We start from the raw sequence: 20308 nt of genomic DNA, 5'->3' as shown, positions 1-20308 counted from the left end.
GGACACCCCCCGACACGGCCCCTTCTCGCCGTACGCGGGTGCGGGAGCGTCCGGCCTAGCTGCGGGCATGCGTGCCGCTAAGGGCGGCACGGGTGGGCGCAGCGGCACCCCGCTACGCCGGGTTGCGGACCCACCCGGCCTCAGCACCGACGCCGAGCACCCCGAGACGCGCGGTCGCGGACCCACCCGGCCTCAGCACCGACGCCGAGCACCCCGAGACGCCCGGTCGCGGACCCACCCGGCTCCGGCTTCGGCGCCGAGTCGCGCACTGCCCCCTTGACCTCAAGCTTGGTCGAGGTTGGAAGGTGGGGTGTGTTCGCGACCGGCGCTACGACTGGAGTGTTCATGAGCCGTCGAACCGATCAGCACCCCGACCTCACCGACCCCCGTGTCGGTGCTCCCTTCTTCAGTACATGGCGGGTGGGCACCCCCGAGCGGCAGCGGCGGACGGTGGAGGCCATCGGGAGTACCTGGGAGCGGCGGCCCTGGCCCGCCAGGGATCTGCTGGGGTATCACGTGTACGCGGGGCACGACGGGTCCACCCTGATGCACTACTCGCAGTGGACCGGCGAGCACGCCTACGAGTCGTTCGTGAAGGCCCACCGGCAGGAACGCGTCGACGAGATCGACACCGCCGTACCGGGTATCGAGCGGGTGGGGCTGGGGCGGTACCGGCGGTACCGGAGCCGGGAGCGCGCCGTGGGAGATGCGAGGGTGCCCGGGTTGATCGTGACCGTGCGGGTCGACTTCGATGGTGAAGAGCGCCGGGAAGAGTGGGTCGATCTCGTCGTGAAGGCTCTGGACGAGGACCCGGAGGGGCACGTGGGGCTGGTGTCCGCGCATTTCCATCTGAGTACGGACGGCGGACACGTGCTGAACTACGCGGAGTGGGCGAGCGCCGACGACTACGACCGGGCTCTGGCCGCGCCGGCGAGTGAGATGTGGGAGCGGGTGCGGGCGTATCCGGGCCTGAAGGGGAGCGTGGGCAGTCGGTACGAGCATGCTCTGGGGCTGGTGCCGGGGTGAGCATGGGTGGGCCGGCCGGGTTGCGCCCGGCCGGCCTGTGACGGGTGTTACGGGCGGAAGCGCAGGACCTGCGGGTCGTGGTCGCTGATCTGGTCGTTGAACTCCGCGTTGACGTGCACGCTGTCGTACTCGAAGTCGCAGTCGCGGCGGATCGACGGGCTGATCAGGATCTGGTCGAGGACCTGGCTGTTGCCCTGGTAGACGTACGAGTAGCGCTCGCTGCGGGGGAGCGACTTGATCGCCGACCAGAGTTCGCCGCGGCCCTCCAGGAGCTGCGCGGTCTTCGAGAACTCGAAGTCGTTGATGTCGCCCAGGGTGATGACGTCCGCGTTCTTCTGGGTGTCGAGGATGTCCTTGACGAAGGCGTTCACCAGGGTGGCCTGCTGGTGGCGCTGCGTCTCGGAGCTGCGGGACGGCGGCTGGTACTGGGAGGTCAGGCCCTGGTCGCCGCCCTTGGAGTTGAAGTGGTTGGCGATCACGAAGACCGTGCGGCCGCGGAAGACGAACTCGCCGGCCAGCGGCTTGCGGCTGCTCTTCCAGGCCTCGTCGGCGGGGGCGATGCGGCCGGGGCTGAGGGTGAGGTGGGCCTTGCCGCGGATCTTCGTCACGCCGGTGGCCGTGGTGGCGTCGCCGCCGGGGCGATCCGTGAAGGAGACCCGCTCCGGGTTGAACAGGAAGGCCTGGCGGATGTTGCCGCCGGGCTCGCCGCCGTCGGTGTTGTTCGCCGGGTCTATCGAGCGCCAGTCGTACTTCGGGCCGCCGGCCGCGACGATAGCGTCGATCAGCTTGGTCAGCGTCTGGTCGGCGGCGACCGTGCCGTCGTTCTTCGCGCCGTTGTTGTCCTGGATCTCCTCCAGGGACACGATGTCGGGCGACTTCAGGTTGTGCACGATCGCGGAGGCGTGGGCGGCGAACGTGTCGTCGGCCGGGTCGAGGTTCTCGACGTTGTAGGTGGCGACCGCGAGTTCGGAGGAGCGCTGCTTGCGGGTCGTCTCGCGCTCCAGGCCCGCGCTCTTCAGGGTGCCGAGTTCGCTCGCGACCAGGGTGTAGCCGCCGAACTGGTTGTAGTCCAGGGGGCCCGCTGTGGTGCCGGCGAGGGTGTCGCCCACGTTCGCCTTGGGGAACTCCGCCGACGCGCCGAGGGACTGGATCTGGAGGCGGCCCGAGTTCTGGTCGTCGTAGGAGCCGTAGACCGTGCCGCCGTGGCGGGTGCGGTTCTCGTGCGGCTTCACCGTCACCCAGAGCTCGGTGTACGGGTCGGTGGCGCCGACGACGCGGGTGTCGGTGACCTGCACCGACATGCCCTCCAGCGCCTCGTAGTAGTCCAGGGCGTACTGCGAGGGCTTCAGGGGGAGCGCGTTGACCGAGCCGTTCGCGGCGGTGTCGCCGGCGGGCGCGTAGGCGGCGGGGACCGAGCGCGAGGTGATCGCCGTGGCGGCGGGGAGCGCGTTGCCGCTGGAGACGACCGTGGTCGTCGGCTTGGTGATCTCCGTCAGCGACTGGTTGCCGGAGGCGGCGCCGCCGGGGACGTACTCCGAGACCGTGCCGGCGACCGTGACGGAGTCACCGACGGCGACGCCCTTCGGGGCCGAGCTGGTGAAGACGAAGACGCCCTCGCTGGTCGCCGGGTCGGCGTCCGCGTTCGGGTCCTGGATCCAGAAGCCGCGGGACGAGCCGTAGGTCCGGATGCCGGTGACGATTCCGGCCACGTCCGTCACCTGCTGACCGGCGTACGGGGACATCCGGGTGCTGCCCTGGATGTCGTGGATGCGGACCGACTCCGCGTGCGCGGGGCTGGTGAGGACGATCGTGGATGCCGCGGAACACGCGGCGGCGACGGTGAGCGCGGCGAGACGCGCGGACGACTTGCTCGGCAACGGGATTCCCTCCGGGGACGTGACAGAGCGCCGGGACGAGGGCGGACACGTGTGGAATGACTGGCTGTCGCTACCTGTGGGGCGGATGCGGTGACGCGCGTAGAAGGAGGGGACGGGTGGACCTGGTGGGGCCGGGCCGGTGAACAAGTGTCCGCCGACTTCTACGCGCGTCAATCTCCAGCCTGTTCATGTCACTTGTCAAGGTTTCGGCCATGTACGGCAGCCGACGGGGAGATGAAGTGGGCGGCATGCGTCGAAATCCGTCTAGGCTGAGCGGCTGAGTCGTATGAGGCGCCCTAGGAGAAACAGCCGATGTCAGACAGCTCCCCCCTGCCGCCGGTGCGGCTGCACCCCGAAGCGGAGCTGGCGCGCGACGCCCTGTCCACGCCGTTGCTGTCCCGGGCCGCCCGGCTCGCCCGCTGGGCCGGGCGGCCCGACACCCGTGTCGACGCCGGGGGCGGGCTCGTCGACGAGCAACTGCCCGCGGCCGTCGAGGCACTCGGACTGAGCGGGGACGACGCCGCCGCCGACGCGAGCGAGGCGTGGCGGGTCGCGGTGGACGCCGGTCTCGTCGAGGTCCTCGACGAGGAGGAAGGCACCGTGACGGCCGGTGAGGACCTGGCCCTGCTCACCGGTGGCTCCCCGCAGGACGTGCTCGCCGTGTGGCTCGCCGCCCTGGAGACCGTGCTCGCCGACGCGACCGTGCCCGACCTGGACGGGCTCGTGGACGAGGACGGCGAGGTCGACCTCTCCTCCCTCGACTGGGACCCCGAGGCCGAGGCCGAGTTCCTCGACGGCGTCCTCGGCAACCTCTATCTGCTGACCGCCGGCGAGGACACGCTGGGCGGCGCCCCCGTGCCGCTGCCGGCGCTGGCCGCCTCGGTGATCGTGCCCAGCGACATGGGCGAGCCCACCAACGACGTCCTGGAGCAGGTGTCCGACGCCATGATGCGGCTGGACGACCAGTTCCGGATGCTGGAGCCGGTGGGGTTCGTCGCGTACCAGCCGGTCGACGAGGCGCTCATGACCGACGCCGACGAGGAGCCCGCGGCGCCCGTCGACGACACCGACGTCTCCCGCTACGGCATGGTCCGGCTCACCCCGCTCGGGCTCTACGGCATGCGCGCCCGGCTGATGGAGGCCGGGTACGAGGCGCCGGCCGTCGGAGACCTCGCCGACAAGGGCGCCGACGCGCTGCTCGACGGCACGGCGGAGTACCCGCCCGGAGCCGCACAGGCCGAGACCGAGAAATGGCTCCAGCGGCGCGAACCGCTGGCCGCGGCGCGGGAGTTGCTGGGCGCCGCCCGGGGTTCGGATGCCGGGGCGCCGCTGCGGCGGCTGCGCTGCCAGCAGGCCCTGTCCCTCGTCGGAGCGTCGGCCGAGCCCGCGCTGCGCGAGGTGCTCGACGACGCCGAACTGGGCGGGCTCGCACGGGTGTGGCTGACCGAGAACGGCGCCGCGGACGTGCCCGCGCCGTCCGAGGCGATGGTGTACTGGCTGACCATCGACACGGTGGCCGCGCAGCTCGCCGCGGAAGGGAATTCCGAGGAGCTGCGGGCCTTGGTGCAGGGGCTCGCGCAGCAGCACGGTGGGTTTTTCGAGGCCGTGTGGCGGGTCGATCACCCGGCGACCGCCGATGTGCTGGAGGCCATGGGGCGGTTGCACCCCGACAAGAAGGTGGCCAAGGAAGCGCGGAAGGCGGCGTTCAAGGCCCGGTCGCAGCAGGGCGGCTGAGCTCGGGGGACGGGTGCGGCGCCGTCGTGGCTTATCGCGCAGTTCCCCGCGCCTCCAGGGTGTTGTTCAACCGGCGTTCACGGATGAGCGGGACGGTTTCGCCGAACGAGGTCCGCCACCTCCCACGGCATTCTCACCGTCACAGGAGACACCATGTCGCTCACCCGTAGGGACTTCGCCAGAAACTCCGCGATCACCGGTGCCGGTGTCGCGCTGGCGGGCAGTGTCGGAGCCCTCGCCACCGCGCCGAACGCCCTCGCCTCCGACGACACCGGCAGCGCGGGGGACCGGGCGGCGGACGCCCGGCACGGAGTCGGCTACGGGCCGCTCGTCCCGGACCCCCAGGGGATCCTCGCCCTGCCCGCCGGTTTCGCGTACCGGGTCATCACGTACAGCGGCCGGACCACACTGGAGTCCGGCGAGTCCACGCCGTCCAACCACGACGGCACCGCCGCCTTCGACGGCCCCCGCGGCACCACCCTGCTCGTCAACAACCACGAGCTGAAGGGCCCGCGCGCCAAGTGGGAGCACCCGGTGCCGCTCACCGAGGGCCTCGTCTACGACCCCGCGGCCGCCGGCGGCTGCACCGTCGTCGAGGTGCGGCCCGACGGACGCGTCGCCGAGTGGGTGGGCATCGCCGGCACCTCCACCAACTGCGCGGGCGGCGCCACCCCCTGGGGCACCTGGCTCACCTGCGAGGAGAACTCCGACAAGGCCGGCGTCAACGGCATGACCAAGGACCACGGCTATGTGTTCGAGGTCGATCCGTGCGACCGGCGCGCCAACCGCGGTCCCAAGCCGCTGAAGTTCTTCGGCCGCTACGACCACGAGGCCGTCGTCATCGACCCCAAGCGCGGCCACGCCTACCTCACCGAGGACGCCGCCGGCCCCAACGGCCTCTTCTTCCGCTGGACCCCGCCCCGCGGCTTCGAGTACGGCCCCGGGAAGTTCCGGCAGCTCGCCGACGACGCCGGCGTGCTCCAGGCCCCCAAGTGCTTCGACTCCGGCGGCCAGTTCGTCGACGACCTGTCCCGTGCCACGAGGACCGGCACCGTCTACGGCGTCGACTGGGTGGACGTCCCCGACCGCGACGCCCGCACCACGCCCGTGCGCAAGCAGTTCAAGGACGACGAGGTCACCCGCGCCCGCAAGCTGGAGGGCATGTGGTGGGGCGACGGCGGCGCCTACATCGTCTCCTCCTACGCCCGTGAGGAAAGCCCCGTCCAGCACGACGGCCAGGTCTGGTTCTACGACCCCAAGCGCCGCACGCTGACGCTCAAGGTCCTGCTCGGAGTGAACCCCGACCCGTCGAAGGACGGTGCGTTCGACGGTCCGGACAACATCACCGTCTCCCCGTACGGCGGTCTCGTCATCGCCGAGGACGGCGAAGGCGTGCAGCATCTGTTCGGCGCCACCGACAGCGGACGCACGTACCCGATCGCCCGCAACGAGCTGAACATCGGCACCGAAGAGGAGCCGGAATACAGCGAGTTCACCGGCGTCACCTTCTCGCCCGACGGCCGGACCCTCTACGCCAACATCCAGACGCCCGGCATCATGCTCGCCATCACCGGCCCCTGGAAGCGCCAGAAGCGGTCATAAATTCGGTCGCGATTCCCGAGCTGGGCCTCCTACAGTGAGATCACAACGTCACGCACCTCCCGGTGCGATGGCAGCGGCTACTTCTCTTCCAAAGAATCCGACGCCGCTGCCGACTTGATCTCGGGAGGCGCAGCATGTGGTGGGTGCCCGGTGCGAAGGCAACGGTTACTTCCTGGGATCGGAGAGTTGCGGGTTCGAATCCCGTCAGCGACTTCGGGTCGCTGTAGCTCAATTGGGTAGAGCATCTGAATGAGTCCGTCGCCGACTTCTGACCTCGGGCACCCACCTCTTTTCCGCATGCAGCGTCTCCCCCGAAATGCGAATGAATTCGGGGGAATTCACCATGGCGCGATTCAATTCCAAGGCAGCCCGCGCGCGTCCCGTCTCGCGCGTGACGTCCACCGGCCGTGTGCTGCGCACCTACGAGGGCGGCCGCGGCCGGGAGCGGGACGCCCGCTCCGAGCTCTTCCTGCTCGCCCTCTCCCACTTCGTCTCCCAGCAGACCTTCTACGAGACCGGCACCGACCGCGACGACCGGTTCCAGCGCCTCGTGCGCTCACTCGCCGTCACCGACCCGGAGTGGACGGCCGGACTGCTCGGCTGGCTGCGTGGGGCCGGCAATCTCCGCACGGCCTCGGTCGTCGGAGCCGCGGAGTACGTCAAGGCCCGTCTGGACGTCGGCGCGACCGACGGTCCGTCCAACCGGCAGGTCGTCGCCTCAGTCCTCCAGCGGCCCGACGAGCCCGGCGAACTGCTCGCGTACTGGACCGCGATGTACGGCCGCAATGTGCCCAAGCCGGTCAAGCGCGGTGTCGCCGACGCCGTGCGCCGCCTGTACCACGGCAAGGCGCTCCTGAAGTACGACACCGCCTCCAAGGGCTACCGCTTCGGCGACATCCTCAACCTCGTGCACGCGGCCCCCGACCCGGCCAAGCCGTGGCAGGGCGAGCTGTTCCGGTACGCCCTCGACCGCCGCCATCACCCGGACACCGCCGTGCCGCCCGCGTCCGACCACGTGCTCACCGCGCACCGCGAGCTGATGGCGCTGCCCGTGGACGACAGGCGCGCGGTCGTGACCGCCGAGGGCGGTGCCGAGCGGCTGGCCGAGGCCGGGATGACCTGGGAGGCGCTGGCGGGCTGGCTCCAGGGGCCGATGGACAAGGCTGCCTGGGAGGCCGTGATCCCCTCCATGGGGACCATGGCGCTCGTGCGCAACCTGCGGAACTTCGACGAGGCCGGGGTCTCGGACGAGGTGGCCGAGCGGGTCGCCGCGCTGATCAGCGACCCGGCGGAGGTCGCGCGCTCGCGGCAGTTCCCCTTCCGCTACCTCGCCGCGTACCAGCACGCGCCGTCACTGCGCTGGTCGTACGCGCTGGAGCGAGCCCTCGGGCACTCGCTGGCCAACGTGCCGGCGCTGCCCGGCCGGACGCTGGTGCTCGTGGACCGCTCGGGCTCGATGTTCTGGTCGCGGCTGTCCGACCGCTCGGAGCTCAACCGAGCCGACGCGGCGGCGATCTTCGGCACGGCGCTCGCGCTGCGGGCGGAGCGCGCGGACCTGGTCGAGTTCGGCTCGACGAGCGACCGCGTGACGTTCCGCCGGGGCGAGTCGGTGCTGAAGATCCTCGACCGCTTCGGCGACCTGGGCGGCACCGACACCACGGAGGCGGTGCGCCGGCACTACAAGAAGCACGACCGGGTGCTGATCGTCACCGACGAGCAGTACACGCACCACCACCGGGGCGACCCGACCGAGCAGATCCCCGCCGACGTGCCGGTCTACACCTGGAACCTCGCCGGGTACCGGGCGGGCCACGGCCCGTCGGGTACGGGCAACCGGCACACGTTCGGGGGGCTCTCGGACGCCGCGTTCCGGATGGTTCCGCTGATCGAGGCCTCCCGGGACGCCGACTGGCCCTGGGTGGCCTGAGGAGCGACAGGCCGTGGCCCGCACCGCGTGGGGAGTGCGGGCCACGGTTCTGTGTGCCGTCCTGTGCGCGGCCCTTGTTGAAGGGCCGCGCTGACATCTAACATTTCAGTTTGTGGAGAGCATCCGGCCCGTGCCCCGGACCCTGCTCAGGGACCGTGCGTACGAGGCGATCAGGGACGCCATCGTGGCCGGGGAGATCGATCCCGGCGCGGTGGTGCGGGACGCCGAGCTCGCGGAGCGGCTCGGGCTGTCCCGGGCGCCGGTGCGCGACGCGTTCTCCCGGCTGGTGGACGAGGGGCTGCTGGAGAGCAAGCCGCAGAGCTACACCCGGGTGACCCCGCTGGTGGCTTCCGACGTCCGGGACGCCGCCGCCGTGGTCGGCGCCCTGCACGAGCTCGTGACGAGGGTTGCCGTGCCCCGGCTGGGAGCCGCCGACCTCACGGTGATGCGCGCCGCCAACGAGCGGTTCTCCGCCGCCGTGTCCGCCGGAGACGTGGACGCGGCGCTGCGGGCCGACGACGAACTGCACGACGTGCTCGTCCGGGTGAGCGGCAACCGCGCCGCCGCCGCGACCGTCGCGCGCTACACCCCGCTCATCCGCCGCCTGGAGCGACAGCGCTTCGGCGAGGGCGGCAGCTGCCGTTCGGCCGGGTTGCACGAGCGGCTGATCGAGGCCTGTGCGGCCGGTGACGTGGACGGGGCGGTCCATGTCACGGCGGAGATCTGGCGAGGCCTGGAGGAGCTCGCGGACTGAGGCCGGCCCCCACCGGCCGGCGTCGATCGAGACCGACCCCGGAGGAACCATGTCCCTTTCCTCGTACGAGCGTTACCCCCTGCTCTTCGGGCCCTCGCCCGTGCACCCCCTGGAGCGGCTCACCGCGCATCTCGGCGGTGCCTCCCTCTGGGCCAAGCGCGAGGACTGCAACTCCGGTGTGGCGTACGGTGGCAACAAGACCCGCAAACTGGAGTACCTGGTCGCCGACGCGCTCGCCCAGGGGTGCGACACCCTTGTGTCCATCGGGGGCGTGCAGTCCAACCACACCCGCCAGGTGGCGGCCGTCGCCGCCCGGGCCGGGCTCAAGTGCGTGCTCGTGCAGGAGAGCTGGGTGGACTGGCCCGACGCCGTGTACGACAAGGTCGGCAACATCCTGATCAGCCGGCTGGCCGGGGCGGATGTGCGACTGGTCGAGGCCGGGTTCGGCATCGGCTTCAAGGAGAGCTGGGAGCGGGCGCTGAGGGAGGTCGAGGAGGGCGGCGGGAAGCCGTACGCCATCCCGGCCGGGGCCTCCGACCATCCGCTCGGCGGACTCGGCTTCGCCGGGTGGGCGTACGAGGTGGCCGAGCAGGAGCGGGAGCTGGGCGTCTTCTTCGACACCGTCGTGGTGTGCTCGGTGACCGGGTCGACCCAGGCCGGCATGGTCGCCGGGTTCGCCGCGCTGGAGGAGGCGGGCGGGCGGGGCCGGCGCGTGCTCGGCATCGACGCCTCGGCGAAGCCGGCCGCGACGCGCGGTCAGATCGCCCGTATCGCCGACCGCACCGGGCGGCTCATCGGCGTGAAGCGTGAGCTGACCGAGGCCGATGTCGAACTCGACGAGCGGTACCACGCGGGTGTCTACGGCGTCCCCGACGAGACGACCCTGGCGGCGATGCGGCTCGCCGCCCGGACGGAGGGGATGGTCACCGACCCCGTCTACGAGGGCAAGTCCATGGCCGGGATGATCGACCTGGTGTCGAGGGGGGAGATCGGCTCCGATGCCACGGTGCTCTATGCGCATCTGGGTGGGCAGCCGGCGCTGAACGCGTACAGCGCGCTGTTCTGACCGGCGGGGGGGGGCGGGGTGTTGGGGTGTCGGGGTGTTGGGGAATCATCCGGCGGGGCGTCGGGTTGTGGCGGTCAATCGACGTCCTGAGGAGCCGCCATGTCCGATCAGCCCGCCGTCCGCGAACTCCGCCTGGTCGTGACCGCCGAGGACTACGACGCCGCGCTGCACTTCTACCGGGATGTGCTCGGCCTGACCGAGCAGGGCGCGTTCGCCTCGGAGGACGGGCGGGTCACGATCCTCGACGCCGGGCGGGCGACCCTGGAGCTGACCGACCCGAACCACGCCGTGTTCATCGACGAGGTCGAGGTGGGGCGGCGGGTGGCCGGGCACGTCCGGGTCGCCTTCCAGGTGGACGACTCCGTCGCCATGACGGCGAAACTGGCCGCCGCGGGAGCGGAGGTCGTGGCCGAGCCGACACGCACTCCCTGGAACTCGCTGAACTCCCGGCTGGAGGCGCCGGGTGCGCTTCAGTTGACGCTGTTCACCGAGCTCGGTGAGTGACGGGGGTGGTGGAGGCCGGGCCGGGGTGGTGGCCCCGGGTGCGGCCGCGTTCGTTTCGCCTTCGCGTGGGGGTGGGTCGGGGCCGCGCCGGGGGGTGTCCGTCCTCGGAACGGCGCGATGGACCTTCATACCGACTGACTGTCCGTTGACGCGCCAACCGCTGCGGGCGGACACCCCCCGACACGGCCCCTTCTCGCCGTCCGCGGGTGCGGGAACGCGGTGGCGTCCGTGGCGGAGGGCGTCCGGCTTCCTTTGCCGGGCGGGCTTCGGGGGCGGATACAGTGCTGGGCGTGCGGACGGACAATCAGCCTGCGGAGTCGGGAGCCGAGCGGTCCGACGGTGCGCGGCGGCGGGCCACGATCCACGACGTCGCACGGCTCGCCGGGGTGTCGCGGCAGACGGTCTCGCGGGCGGTCAACGACAAGGGTGAGATCGACCCCGGCACCAAGGAGCGGGTTCTTGAGGCGGCACGGCTCCTGGACTACCGGCCCAGCCGGTTCGCGCGCGGGCTCGTCCAGAAGGGCGCGGTGACGGCCGGTCTGGTCATCCCGGACCTGCGCAATCCGTTCTTCCCCGAGGTGGCCGCCGGAGTGCTGGAGGCGGCCGAGCAGCGTGGCTGGCAGGTCGTCGTGTGGGACTCCCGGATCGACGAGGCCAGGGAGCGGGAGGCGCTCGACGTGCTCTCCCACCAGGCGGACGCGGTCGTGGGCTACTTCAGGGATCCGGACGACGTGCTGATCCGGCATCTCGGGGGCGTGCCGCTGGTGCTGCTGGAGCGTGGGCCGCAGCAAACACGGTTCGCGGCCGTGGGCATCGACGCCGCGTCCGGTGTCGAGCGGGGCATGGAGCATCTGTTCCGCGCCGGGCACCGCAGGATCGGCATGCTGGACGGGGTGCACGGCCCCGGACCGCGTCGGCAGGCCTTCCTGGAGCAGGCGCGGCGGCTCGGTCTGCCGGTCGACGAGGACTGGGTCGTGGTGTGCCCGGAGCACAGCGTGGCCGGTGGCGAGGCGGGCACGGAGCGGCTGCTGGCGCAGCGGCCGGAGGCCACCGCGGTCTTCGGCTTCAACGACCTGATCGCGGTCGGGGCGATGCGTGCCGGCCGACGGCGTGGCCGGAGGGTTCCAGAGGATCTGGCCGTGCTGGGCTTCGACGGCCTCTCGCTGGGTGAGCTCGTCGAACCCGCCCTGACCACCCTGCACATCGACAAGCGGCAGCTGGGACGGCTGGCCGTGGAGCAGGTGGCCCGGCTGCGCGATGGTGAGGAGCCGCTGCGGGGCGCGGACGCGTGGGTGACGCCCGAACTAGTGGTGCGGGACTCCGCCTGATCGAGGCGGATTCCCTTGACAGCGGCTTTCTGACCCGCCGGGTGCCACGTGCCGGCTCGGTAGAGTGCGGAGAAAGTCCCCGGTTCGTGAGGAGAGGTCGCGTGGTGCAGGTCAGGCCCATGCGGGCGGATGCCCGGCGCAACCACGAGCGGTTGCTGACGGTCGCCGCGGAGGCCTTCGCCGAGCACGGGGAGGGCGCCTCGCTGGACGACATCGCCAAGCGTGCCGGGGTCGGCTCCGGCACCCTGTACCGGCACTTCCCGACCCGGCAGGCACTGCTGGAGGCCGCGTATCTGGAGCGTGTCGAGGCGATCGCGGCCCGGGCCGATGTGCTGGCGGAGGAACTGCCGCCGGGCGAGGCGCTCTGGGAGTGGCTGTACGAACTCGGCGCCGGGCTGATCCGGATGCGCGGTCTGAAGGCCCTGCTCGGCCCGGTCGTCACCGGGAGCGGCACGGTCGTGGCCACCGCCTGCGGCGACTCGGTGAAGGGCGCGGCCGGGCGGCTGGTCCGGGCGGCACAGGAAGAGGGCACGCTGCGGGCGGACGTCGAGCCGGCCGATGTGCTGCGGCTGGCTCATGGGATGGCGACGGCGTCGGAACCGGCGGACGGGGAGGACCGGCACCTGAGGCGGTACCTGACGCTGCTGATGGAGGGGCTGGGCGCGGGGCGCCGCTGAGGCGGTGAGCCGGACGCCCCCTGGGTGAGGGGGGCGTCCCCGGAGTCCGGTGGCGGGTCAGAGGGCCTGCGCCGCCGGCTTCACCATGCCCCTCACCGTGCGGGACTTCACGAAGTCGCCCATGGCCGTCATCTCCCACTCGCCCGAATACTGGCGGATGAGCTTGGCCATCAGGACGCCGGTCTGGGGCTCGGCGGAGGTGAGGTCGAAGCGGACCAGTTCCTCGCCCGTCGTGCCGTCCAGGAGGCGGCAGTAGGCCTTGGCGACCTCGGTGAACTTCTGGCCGGAGAAGGAGTTCACCGTGAAGACCAGGCCCGTGACCTCCTGAGGGAGGCGGCCGAGGTCGACCATGATGGTCTCGTCGTCCCCGCCGCCCTCACCCGTGAGGTTGTCGCCGGAGTGCCGGATGGCGCCGCCCACGATCTGGAGCTTGCCGAAGTAGCAGCTGTCGATGTGGTTGCGCTGCGGCCCGTAGGCGATGACCGAGGCGTCCAGGTCGATGTCCTTGCCGCGGTAGGCCGGCTCCCAGCCGAGGCCCATCCGGACCTGGGAGAGCAGGGGCCGGCCGCCCTTCATCAGGGAGACCGTCTGGTTCTTCTGGAGGCTGACGCGGCCCTTGTCGAGGTTGATCTTCCCGGCGCCGGGCGCGGGAGGGGGAGGCGTGGCCGGGGCGGCCGGGGGCGCGGCGGGGGTGGAGACGGGCGGGGCGGGCGGCTGCACCGGGGCCGGCGGCGGGGTCACCGGCTGCGGCGGGGCGGCGGCGGCCGGTTCCTCCACCGTGACCCCGAAGTCCGTGGCGATGCCCGCCAGGCCGTTGGCGTATCCCTGGCCTACGGCGCGGGCCTTCCACTGCCCGCCTCGCTGGTAGATCTCCACAACGACCAGCGCCGTCTCGTCGCCGAGCTGCGGGGGCGTGAACGTGGCCAGGACGGAGTTGTCGTCAGCGTTGCGGATCGTGGCCGTCGGCTCGATGCCGCGGAAGGTCTGGCCCGCGGCGTCCGGGCTCGCCGTGATGACGATCTTCTCGATGCCGGGAGGGAGGGCCGTCGTGTCGACCACGATCGCGTCGGGCGCGCTGCCGCCGCCCGAGCGGTACGTCACACCCGGGCCCGACGGCTGGTTGTAGAAGATGAAGTCGTCGTCGGAGCGCACCTTGCCGTCGGCGGTGAGCAGCAGGCCCGATACGTCGAGCCGCACCGGAGCGGCGACGTCCACCGTCACGCGGGCGGCGGACAGGGGGATGTTCGAGCCGGGGGTCATAGCTGTCATGCCGGGTGAACGAGCGAGGCGACTTTGCCGTTCCCTTACCCTGCGGCCAATCGGGTCAGCGGCGATTGCGGGGGTGATCGCGGGCGGTGCGCTCGTTGCCGCGCTTGTAGTTGCCGGTCCAGCGGGCCATGACCAGCTGGGGGTCGGAGGTCTCGACCTCGGTGAGGAACCGCGCGGCGCGTGGACCGTTCAGGGTGGTGGCGGGGCGGCCGTGGTGGCTGATGCGGACGGTGCCGCCCGTGTGCTGCTCGTAGGTGAATCCATGAGGTCCCGGCATGCCGTGAGGGTACGAGGCGGGGAGCAGGCGACCCAGCGAATTTCGCCTGCTCCCCGCCCGCGGTGGTCCCTTCCCTACGGCACGACCACGATCTTGCGGCCGACGCCCGCCGCGAACTGGTCCAGCGCCTGGGGGTAGCGCTCCAGCGGGATGCGGTCGCTGATGAAGACGTCCGGGTCGAGCACGCCGTTCGCGAAGAGCTCCGCCGCCCGCTCGAAGCTGTGCAGCACCGCCATCGAGCCGGTGATGGTGATCTCCTGGTTGTAGATGCGGTACGGGTCGATCGTCACGCGGGTCGCGTAGTCGGCCACGCCGAACTGCAGGAACGTGCCCGCCTTCGCCACCCGGTCCAGGCCGTCCTGGATCGCCGCCGCGTTGCCCGTGGCGTCGACGACCAGGTCCCAGCCCTGCGGACGGTCCAGTTCGTCGGGGGTCGCCGCCGAGCCCGTGACGCCGAGGCCGCGGGCGGTCTCCAGGCGGGCCGGGTTCACGTCGACGACGTCCACGCTCGCCGCGCCGGTGCGCTTGGCCAGTTCCAGCATCATCAGGCCCATGGTGCCGGAGCCGTAGATCAGGACGTGCGCGCCGAGACGGGACCGGAGCACGTCGTAGCCGCGTACCGCGCAGGACAGCGGTTCCACGAGGGCGGCGTCCTCGGTGCGGACGTGGTCCGGGAGCTTCACGCAGTTCGCCACCGGGGCGACGGCGTACTGCGCCGCGCCTCCGGCCGTCGTCACCCCGATCGCCGCCCAGCGTTCGCAGAGGTTGTTGTGGCCGGTACGGCAGTAGCGGCACTCGTAGCAGTACAGGGACGGGTCGACGGCGACCCGGTCGCCCACCGCCACCTCCGTGACCCGGGTGCCGACTCCGACCACCTCGCCCGCGAACTCGTGCCCGGGCACGATCGGCAGCTTGGGGGCGAACTCGCCCTGGAGGATGTGGAGATCGGTTCCGCACAGGCCGCAGGCCGCGACCTCGACCACGACCTCGCGCGGGCCGGGCGTCGGGTCGGGGACCTCGGCGACGACGGCCTTGCCCACGGACTCGATGACGGCGGCCTTCATTTCACGGCTCCCAACGACAGGCCCTGGACCAGCTTGTCCTGGGCGGCGAACCCCGCGGCGAGCACCGGCAGGGAGATGACGAGCGACGCGGCGCACACCTTCGCCAGGAACAGGCCCTGGCTTGTGATGAAGCCGGTCAGGAAGACGGGGGCGGTCTCGGCGACCACACCCGTGAGCACCCGGGCGAACAGCAGCTCGTTCCAGCTGAAGATGAAGCAGATCAGGGCGGTGGCGGCGATACCGGGGAGGGAGATCGGGGCGACCACGCGCGCGAGGATCGTGGGCAGCCGGGCCCCGTCCACCTTCGCCGCCTCGATCACCGCGACCGGGATCTCGGCGAGGAAGGACTGCATCATCCACACCGCGATCGGCAGGTTCATGGAGGTGTAGAGAATGACCAGCAGCCAGATGTTGTCGAGCATTCCGGCGTTCTTGGCGAACAGGTAGATCGGCAGCAGGCCCGCCACGGCCGGGAGCATCTTCGTGGAGAGGAAGAAGAACAGCACGTCCGTCCACTTGCGGACGCGGTTGATGGACAGCGCGTACGCCGCCGGGAAGGCCAGCAGCAACACCAGCAGGGTCGAGGCCACGGACGCGACGGTGGAGTTGATCAGGGCCGGCCAGGGGCTCGCGCCGCCGCCCGCGCCGAAGAACTCGCGGTAGCCGTCCAGGGTGAGCGCGGCCGCGAAGGACGGCGGATTGGTCGCCGCGTCCGTCTCCGAGTGGAAGGACGTCAGTGCCATCCACGCGATGGGCAGGAAGAACGCGATGCCGAGCAGCCAGGCCAGCAGGCCGAGGCCCGCACCCTTGCCACGGACACGGCGGGCACGAGTTGCGATCGTGCTCATGCGCGGGACACCTCCTCGCGGAACAGGGACGACACCACGCGCAGGGCGAAGGTCGCGATGACGATCGAGCCGATGACCACCAGGACGCCCGCGGCCGAGGCGAGGCCGTTCTCGTGGGCCTGGTAGAAGCTCTGGTAGACGGTGTAGGGGAGGTTGGCGGTGCCGAGGCCCCCGGACGTGATCGTGAAGACCGCGTCGAAGTTCTGGACGATGTAGATCGAGCCGAGCAGGGCGCCCAGTTCGAGGTAGCGGCGCAGGTGCGGCAGCGTCAGATGGACGAAGATCTGCCAGTCGCTCGCGCCGTCGACCCGGGCCGCCTCGATCTGCTCGTGGTCGCGGCTCTGCAGTCCGGCGAGCAGGATCAGCATCATGAACGGTGTCCACTGCCAGACGAGGGACGCCTCGACCGCGAGCAGCGGGGTGTTCGAGATCCAGTCGGGCTGTGGGCCGCCCACATAGTGCAACAACCCATTGAACAGGCCGTATTCAGGGTTGTAGAGCACATGCTTCCAGAGCAGGGCGGCCGCGACGGGGACCACCAGGAACGGAGCGATCAGCAGGGTCCGGACAATGCCCCGGCCGCGGAACCTCCGGTCCAGCAGCAGGGCGAGCACAAGTCCCAGCACCAGACTGGCCAGGACCACCGCCACCGTCAGCAGCACGGTCGTCCACACCGACTGGCGCAGGTCCGGGTCGGTGACGACCTCCCGGTAATTGTCGACGCCGGTGAAGTGACGGGCGTCGGGATAGAGGGAGTTCCAGTCGAAGAAGGAGATCACCAGCGTGGCCACGAAGGGCAGCTGGGTGACGACGATCATGAAGATCAGGGCGGGCAGCAGCGGGGCCCGGGTGGCCCAGGCACGCAGCCGGGCGGAGGGCCGGCGGACGGGGTTGCGTATCTCGGGGGAGGCCACGGGGGCCGTTGTCGTGGCGGTCATCGTCCCTCGTACTCCTCGGAGATCTTCTCTGCGAGCGCCTGAGACTTCTTCAGGGCCGAATCGACGGACTGGCGTCCGGCGATGGCCGCGCTGATCTCCTGGGAGACCTTGGTGCCCAGGTCGGTGAACTCGGGGATGCCGACGAACTGGATGCCGGGCGCGGGCCGCGGCTGCACCCCGGGGTCGGTCGGGCGGGCCTGCTCGATGGCCTCCTTGGTCATCTCCTGGAAGGCCCCGGCCTCCTTGCGGTAGTCGGCGTTGGCGTAGGTCGACGCCCGCTTGCCGGCCGGGACGTTCGACCAGCCCACCTGGTCGCCGACCAGCTCCTCGTAGCCCTTGCCGGAGGCCCAGGAGACGAACTTCCAGGCGTTGTCCGGGTTGCGGGAGGCCTTCTGGATGCCCCAGGCCCAGGTGTAGAGCCAGCCGGAGGACGCGGTCTTCTCGACGGGTGCGGGGGCGTAGCCCACCTTGCCCTTCACCGGGGAGTTCGCCGCCTCCAGGGATCCGGCCGCGGAGGTGGCGTCGTACCACATGGCGACCTTGCCCTGGGTCATGTTGTTCAGGCACTCGGCGAACCCGGCCTGGGCGGCGCCGGACTCGCCGTGCTCGCGCACCAGGTCGACATAGAACTTCGTCGCCTTCTCGAAGGCGGGGGAGTCGAGCCGTGCCTTCCAGTCCTTGTCGAACCAGGTGCCGCCGAAGGTGTTGACGACCGTGGTGAGCGGGGCCATCACCTCGCCCCAGCCGGGCAGGCCGCGCAGGCAGATGCCCTTCATGCCGGGCTCGGCGCCGTCGGCCTTCGCCGCGAGGTCCGCCACCTGCTGCCAGGTGGGCCGCTCGGGCATCGTCAGGCCCTTCTTGTCGAACACGTCCTTGCGGTACATCAGGAACGACGACTCGCCGTAGAAGGGCTGGCCGTAGAGCTTGCCGTCGTCGGCGGTGAGGGACTGGCGCATCGGCTTCAGGACGTCCTGCTCGTCGTAGGCCGGGTCCTTCGCGACATAGCCGTTCATCTCGTGCAGCCAGCCGTTGCGGGCGTAGATCGGTATCTCGTAGTTGGACAGGGTGGCGACGTCGTACTGGCCGGCCTGGTTGGCGAAGTCCTGGCTGATCTTGTCGCGGACGTCGTTCTCTGGCAGGACCGTGAAGTTGACCTTGATGCCCGTCTCCTTGGTGAAGTGGGCGCGGGTCAGCTTCTGCAACTCGACCATCTGCGGGTTGTTGACCATCAGGACGTTGATGGCGTCGCCGCCGGATCCGGCCCCGCCCGCGCCGACCCAGCAGCCGGAGAGCAGCGGGGCGAGCAGCGTCCCTGCGGCGGCCAGGGCGAGCGGGGCTCGCGGTGGCCGTCGTCGGCTCTGGGTTCGCATGGATCGCTCCTGGATGTATGGGGAGATAAGGGGCAGCACGGGGCGTGGCTGCGCCCGGTGGGGGACGTGAGTGCGGTGTCAGACCCGGATGACCTGGGGTCCGAGCAGTGAGTAGCGGTGTGCTTCGGCGGCCGGCAGCAGCGTGCTCGTCACGATCGTCTCCAGCGCGCCGACCTCGGCGAACCGGCAGAAGCTGACCGCTCCGAACTTGGTGTGGACGCCCGCGAAGACCACGCGCCGGGCGGCTCGGATCGCCTGCGTCTTGACCTCGCTGACGGCCGGATCGGGGGTGGTGAGGCCGTGTTCGCGGGAGATGCCGTTGGCGCCGATGAACGCCAGGTCGACGACGAAGCCGGCCAGCATCTTCGTCGTCCAGTGATCGACGGTGGCGAGGGTGCCGCGCCGCACCCGGCCGCCGAGCAGCAGCACGGAGACGTGCTCGGCCTCGGCGAGGGCGCCCGCGACCGGCAGGGACGCGGTGACCACGGTCAGCGGCCGGTCCCGGGGGAGTGCCTCGGCGATGAGCTGCGGGGTGTAGCCCTCGTCGACGAAGACGGTCTCGGCGTCGCCGAGCAGCTCGGCCGCGGCGGCCGCGACCCGGCGCTTCTCGGGGACGTGGCTTGTGGCCCGGAAGGCGAGCGTCGTCTCGAAGCCGGCGCTCTCCACGGGGTAGGCGCCGCCGTGGGTGCGGCGGAGCAGGCCGTGGTCCTCCAGGACGCGCAGGTCCCTTCGTACGGTTTCCTTGGCGACGCCGAGCTCGGTGGCGAGGGCGGTGACGTCGACCGAGCCGTCGCGCCGTGCGGCCAGCACGATCTCGCGCTGGCGTTCTTCCGCGGTCCTGTTCATGGCCGTCACCCGCCTTCCTGCTGTGCTGCCCGTTCGGGCCCTCGGTCGGGCCTTGGGGGAAGTTCTACAGGGGGTGGGGTGTGGTGACCAGGCCTGACCCGGGCCCGATGCTGCCCGCGTGTGCCCGTTCGGGCGGGGCAGGCCCAATAGCTCCGGGGGTGCGGTGGTGTGGCGTCAGCGGGTTTGTCGTGGCTGGTCGCGCAGTTCCCCGCGCCCCTGGGCGTGGCGCTGTCGCGCCTGCGACCAGGGCACGATCAGTGCCCGAACATGCCGTGGGCGGGCCCGTTCTCTGCCCGCCCGCCCTGGTGACGACTGTTTCCAGTCAGTACGGCCAGATCGGAGGGTCGGTCACGAAGTGGCCGCCGAGGCAGGCGTGGGCCTCGTTGCCGTCCCGCAGTTCGCCCTGCTCGGCGATGAGTTTCTCGGCGTACGGCTCGGAGTCGTCCTGCGGTTCGTAGCCGAGCGCCCGGGCGCTGGTGAGGTCCCACCACAGCCGGGTGTTGGCGGAGGAGCCGTGGACGACGGTGTGGCCGACGCGCTCGGCGGTCAGGGCCGCGTGGAAGAGGCGGGCGCCGTCGGCGGGGCTCATCCACACCGAGAGCATGCGCACGCTGGTCGGCTCGGGGAAGCAGGAGCCGATCCGTACCGAGACCGTCTCCAGGCCGTGCCGGTCCCAGTAGAGCTGTGCGAGGTCCTCGCCGAAGCACTTGGACAGGCCGTAGAAGGTGTCCGGGCGGCGCGGGGTGTCGACCGGGATCAGCGGGTCGTCGCCCCGGGGGCGCGGGGTGTAGCCGACGGCGTGGTTGGAGGAGGCGAAGACGATCCTGCCGACGCCCTCCTCGCGGGCGGCCTCGTACAGGTGGTAGGTGCCCTCGATGTTCGCCTTGAGGATCTTCTCGAAGGGGGCTTCCAGGGAGATGCCGGCGAGGTGGATGATCGCGTCGACGCCCCGGACCGCCTCGCGCACGGCGTCCCGGTCGGCCAGGTCGGCGACGATCGCGTCCGGCTCGCCCTCGATCGGACGCAGATCCAGCAGGCGCAGGTCGTAGCCGTAGGCAGGGAGCAGGTCCCGCATCAGGGTGCCGAGGCCGCCGGCGGCGCCGGTGAGCAGGACGGTGCGGGGAGCGGGCATCCTCGGGTCTCCTTGATCGCCGACCGTGCTGATCACCATGCCGTGCACATGAGCGCACGGCATTCATAT

General features: G+C 71.1%; 18 protein-coding genes. 9 read left to right on the top strand and 9 right to left on the bottom strand.

Going from position 1 to position 20308, the window contains the following annotated elements:
- Positions 1 to 345 precede the first annotated feature (345 nt).
- A complete protein-coding gene (locus IGS69_RS07385; protein WP_190897844.1) occupies positions 346 to 1026 on the top strand; it encodes an antibiotic biosynthesis monooxygenase in 681 nt (226 codons plus the stop codon).
- A 47-nt stretch (positions 1027 to 1073) separates the two neighbouring features.
- On the opposite strand, the gene IGS69_RS07380 is transcribed toward IGS69_RS07385, so the two are convergent.
- Positions 1074 to 2903 carry an endonuclease/exonuclease/phosphatase family protein gene (locus IGS69_RS07380; protein WP_190897843.1) on the bottom strand — a complete coding sequence of 610 codons (1830 nt, stop codon included), beginning with the start codon at positions 2901 to 2903 and terminating at the stop codon, positions 1074 to 1076.
- 312 nt (positions 2904 to 3215) lie between these two features.
- On the opposite strand from IGS69_RS07380, the gene IGS69_RS07375 reads away from it, so the two are divergent.
- The 8 genes from IGS69_RS07375 to IGS69_RS07340 all read left to right on the top strand — a co-directional run bounded on the left by IGS69_RS07375 (position 3216) and on the right by IGS69_RS07340 (position 12495).
- Positions 3216 to 4637 (top strand): hypothetical protein, encoded by a 1422-nt coding sequence (locus IGS69_RS07375; RefSeq protein WP_190897842.1) that lies wholly within the window; start codon positions 3216 to 3218, stop codon positions 4635 to 4637.
- A gap of 153 nt (positions 4638 to 4790) precedes the next feature.
- Entirely contained in the window at positions 4791 to 6239 is a 1449-nt protein-coding gene (locus IGS69_RS07370) for an alkaline phosphatase PhoX (RefSeq protein ID WP_190897841.1), read from the top strand.
- 343 nt (positions 6240 to 6582) lie between these two features.
- Positions 6583 to 8166: a TROVE domain-containing protein gene (locus IGS69_RS07365; protein ID WP_190897840.1), complete on the top strand. Its 1584-nt coding sequence runs from the start codon at positions 6583 to 6585 to the stop codon at positions 8164 to 8166.
- Positions 8167 to 8278: 112 nt separating this feature from the next.
- A complete protein-coding gene (locus IGS69_RS07360; RefSeq protein WP_190897839.1) occupies positions 8279 to 8920 on the top strand; it encodes a GntR family transcriptional regulator in 642 nt (213 codons plus the stop codon).
- A 49-nt stretch (positions 8921 to 8969) separates the two neighbouring features.
- Complete coding sequence (locus IGS69_RS07355) at positions 8970 to 9986, top strand: 1-aminocyclopropane-1-carboxylate deaminase (RefSeq protein ID WP_190897838.1); 1017 nt, start codon at positions 8970 to 8972, stop codon at positions 9984 to 9986.
- Positions 9987 to 10085: 99 nt separating this feature from the next.
- Positions 10086 to 10490, top strand: coding sequence for a VOC family protein (locus tag IGS69_RS07350; RefSeq protein WP_190897837.1), 405 nt, complete (start codon positions 10086 to 10088; stop codon positions 10488 to 10490).
- Between the two features lie 290 nt (positions 10491 to 10780).
- A complete protein-coding gene (locus IGS69_RS07345) occupies positions 10781 to 11818 on the top strand; it encodes a LacI family DNA-binding transcriptional regulator (protein WP_190897836.1) in 1038 nt (345 codons plus the stop codon).
- Positions 11819 to 11919: 101 nt separating this feature from the next.
- Positions 11920 to 12495, top strand: a complete 576-nt coding sequence (locus tag IGS69_RS07340; protein WP_190897835.1) for a TetR/AcrR family transcriptional regulator — start codon at positions 11920 to 11922, stop codon at positions 12493 to 12495.
- Positions 12496 to 12552: 57 nt separating this feature from the next.
- Here IGS69_RS07340 and IGS69_RS07335 read toward each other — a convergent pair whose 3' ends face one another.
- The 8 genes from IGS69_RS07335 to IGS69_RS07300 all read right to left on the bottom strand — a co-directional run bounded on the left by IGS69_RS07335 (position 12553) and on the right by IGS69_RS07300 (position 20239).
- A complete protein-coding gene (locus IGS69_RS07335; RefSeq protein WP_190904408.1) occupies positions 12553 to 13755 on the bottom strand; it encodes a TerD family protein in 1203 nt (400 codons plus the stop codon).
- Between the two features lie 64 nt (positions 13756 to 13819).
- Positions 13820 to 14041 (bottom strand): hypothetical protein, encoded by a 222-nt coding sequence (locus IGS69_RS07330; protein ID WP_190897833.1) that lies wholly within the window; start codon positions 14039 to 14041, stop codon positions 13820 to 13822.
- 74 nt (positions 14042 to 14115) lie between these two features.
- Positions 14116 to 15105, bottom strand: coding sequence for a zinc-dependent alcohol dehydrogenase family protein (locus IGS69_RS07325; protein ID WP_190897832.1), 990 nt, complete (start codon positions 15103 to 15105; stop codon positions 14116 to 14118).
- A complete protein-coding gene (locus IGS69_RS07320) occupies positions 15102 to 15953 on the bottom strand; it encodes a carbohydrate ABC transporter permease (protein ID WP_190897831.1) in 852 nt (283 codons plus the stop codon). The genes IGS69_RS07325 and IGS69_RS07320 overlap by 4 nt, the downstream gene beginning before the upstream one ends.
- The gene (locus IGS69_RS07315) at positions 15950 to 16891 is read right to left on the bottom strand and encodes a carbohydrate ABC transporter permease (protein ID WP_190897830.1); all 942 of its coding nucleotides are present in this window, start codon (positions 16889 to 16891) and stop codon (positions 15950 to 15952) included. The genes IGS69_RS07320 and IGS69_RS07315 overlap by 4 nt, the downstream gene beginning before the upstream one ends.
- The gene (locus tag IGS69_RS07310; RefSeq protein ID WP_190897828.1) at positions 16888 to 18261 is read right to left on the bottom strand and encodes an ABC transporter substrate-binding protein; all 1374 of its coding nucleotides are present in this window, start codon (positions 18259 to 18261) and stop codon (positions 16888 to 16890) included. Before IGS69_RS07310 ends, IGS69_RS07315 begins: the two co-directional genes overlap by 4 nt.
- A gap of 78 nt (positions 18262 to 18339) precedes the next feature.
- A complete protein-coding gene (locus IGS69_RS07305; protein ID WP_190897827.1) occupies positions 18340 to 19107 on the bottom strand; it encodes a DeoR/GlpR family DNA-binding transcription regulator in 768 nt (255 codons plus the stop codon).
- A 322-nt stretch (positions 19108 to 19429) separates the two neighbouring features.
- Positions 19430 to 20239: an NAD-dependent epimerase/dehydratase family protein gene (locus tag IGS69_RS07300; protein WP_190897826.1), complete on the bottom strand. Its 810-nt coding sequence runs from the start codon at positions 20237 to 20239 to the stop codon at positions 19430 to 19432.
- Positions 20240 to 20308 lie beyond the last annotated feature (69 nt).

It is taken from the genome of Streptomyces tuirus, from assembly GCF_014701095.1.
Taxonomy (GTDB): domain Bacteria; phylum Actinomycetota; class Actinomycetes; order Streptomycetales; family Streptomycetaceae; genus Streptomyces; species Streptomyces tuirus.
The sequence above is the reverse complement of the archived record's forward strand: the minus strand, read 5'-3'. Positions and strand labels throughout refer to the sequence as shown.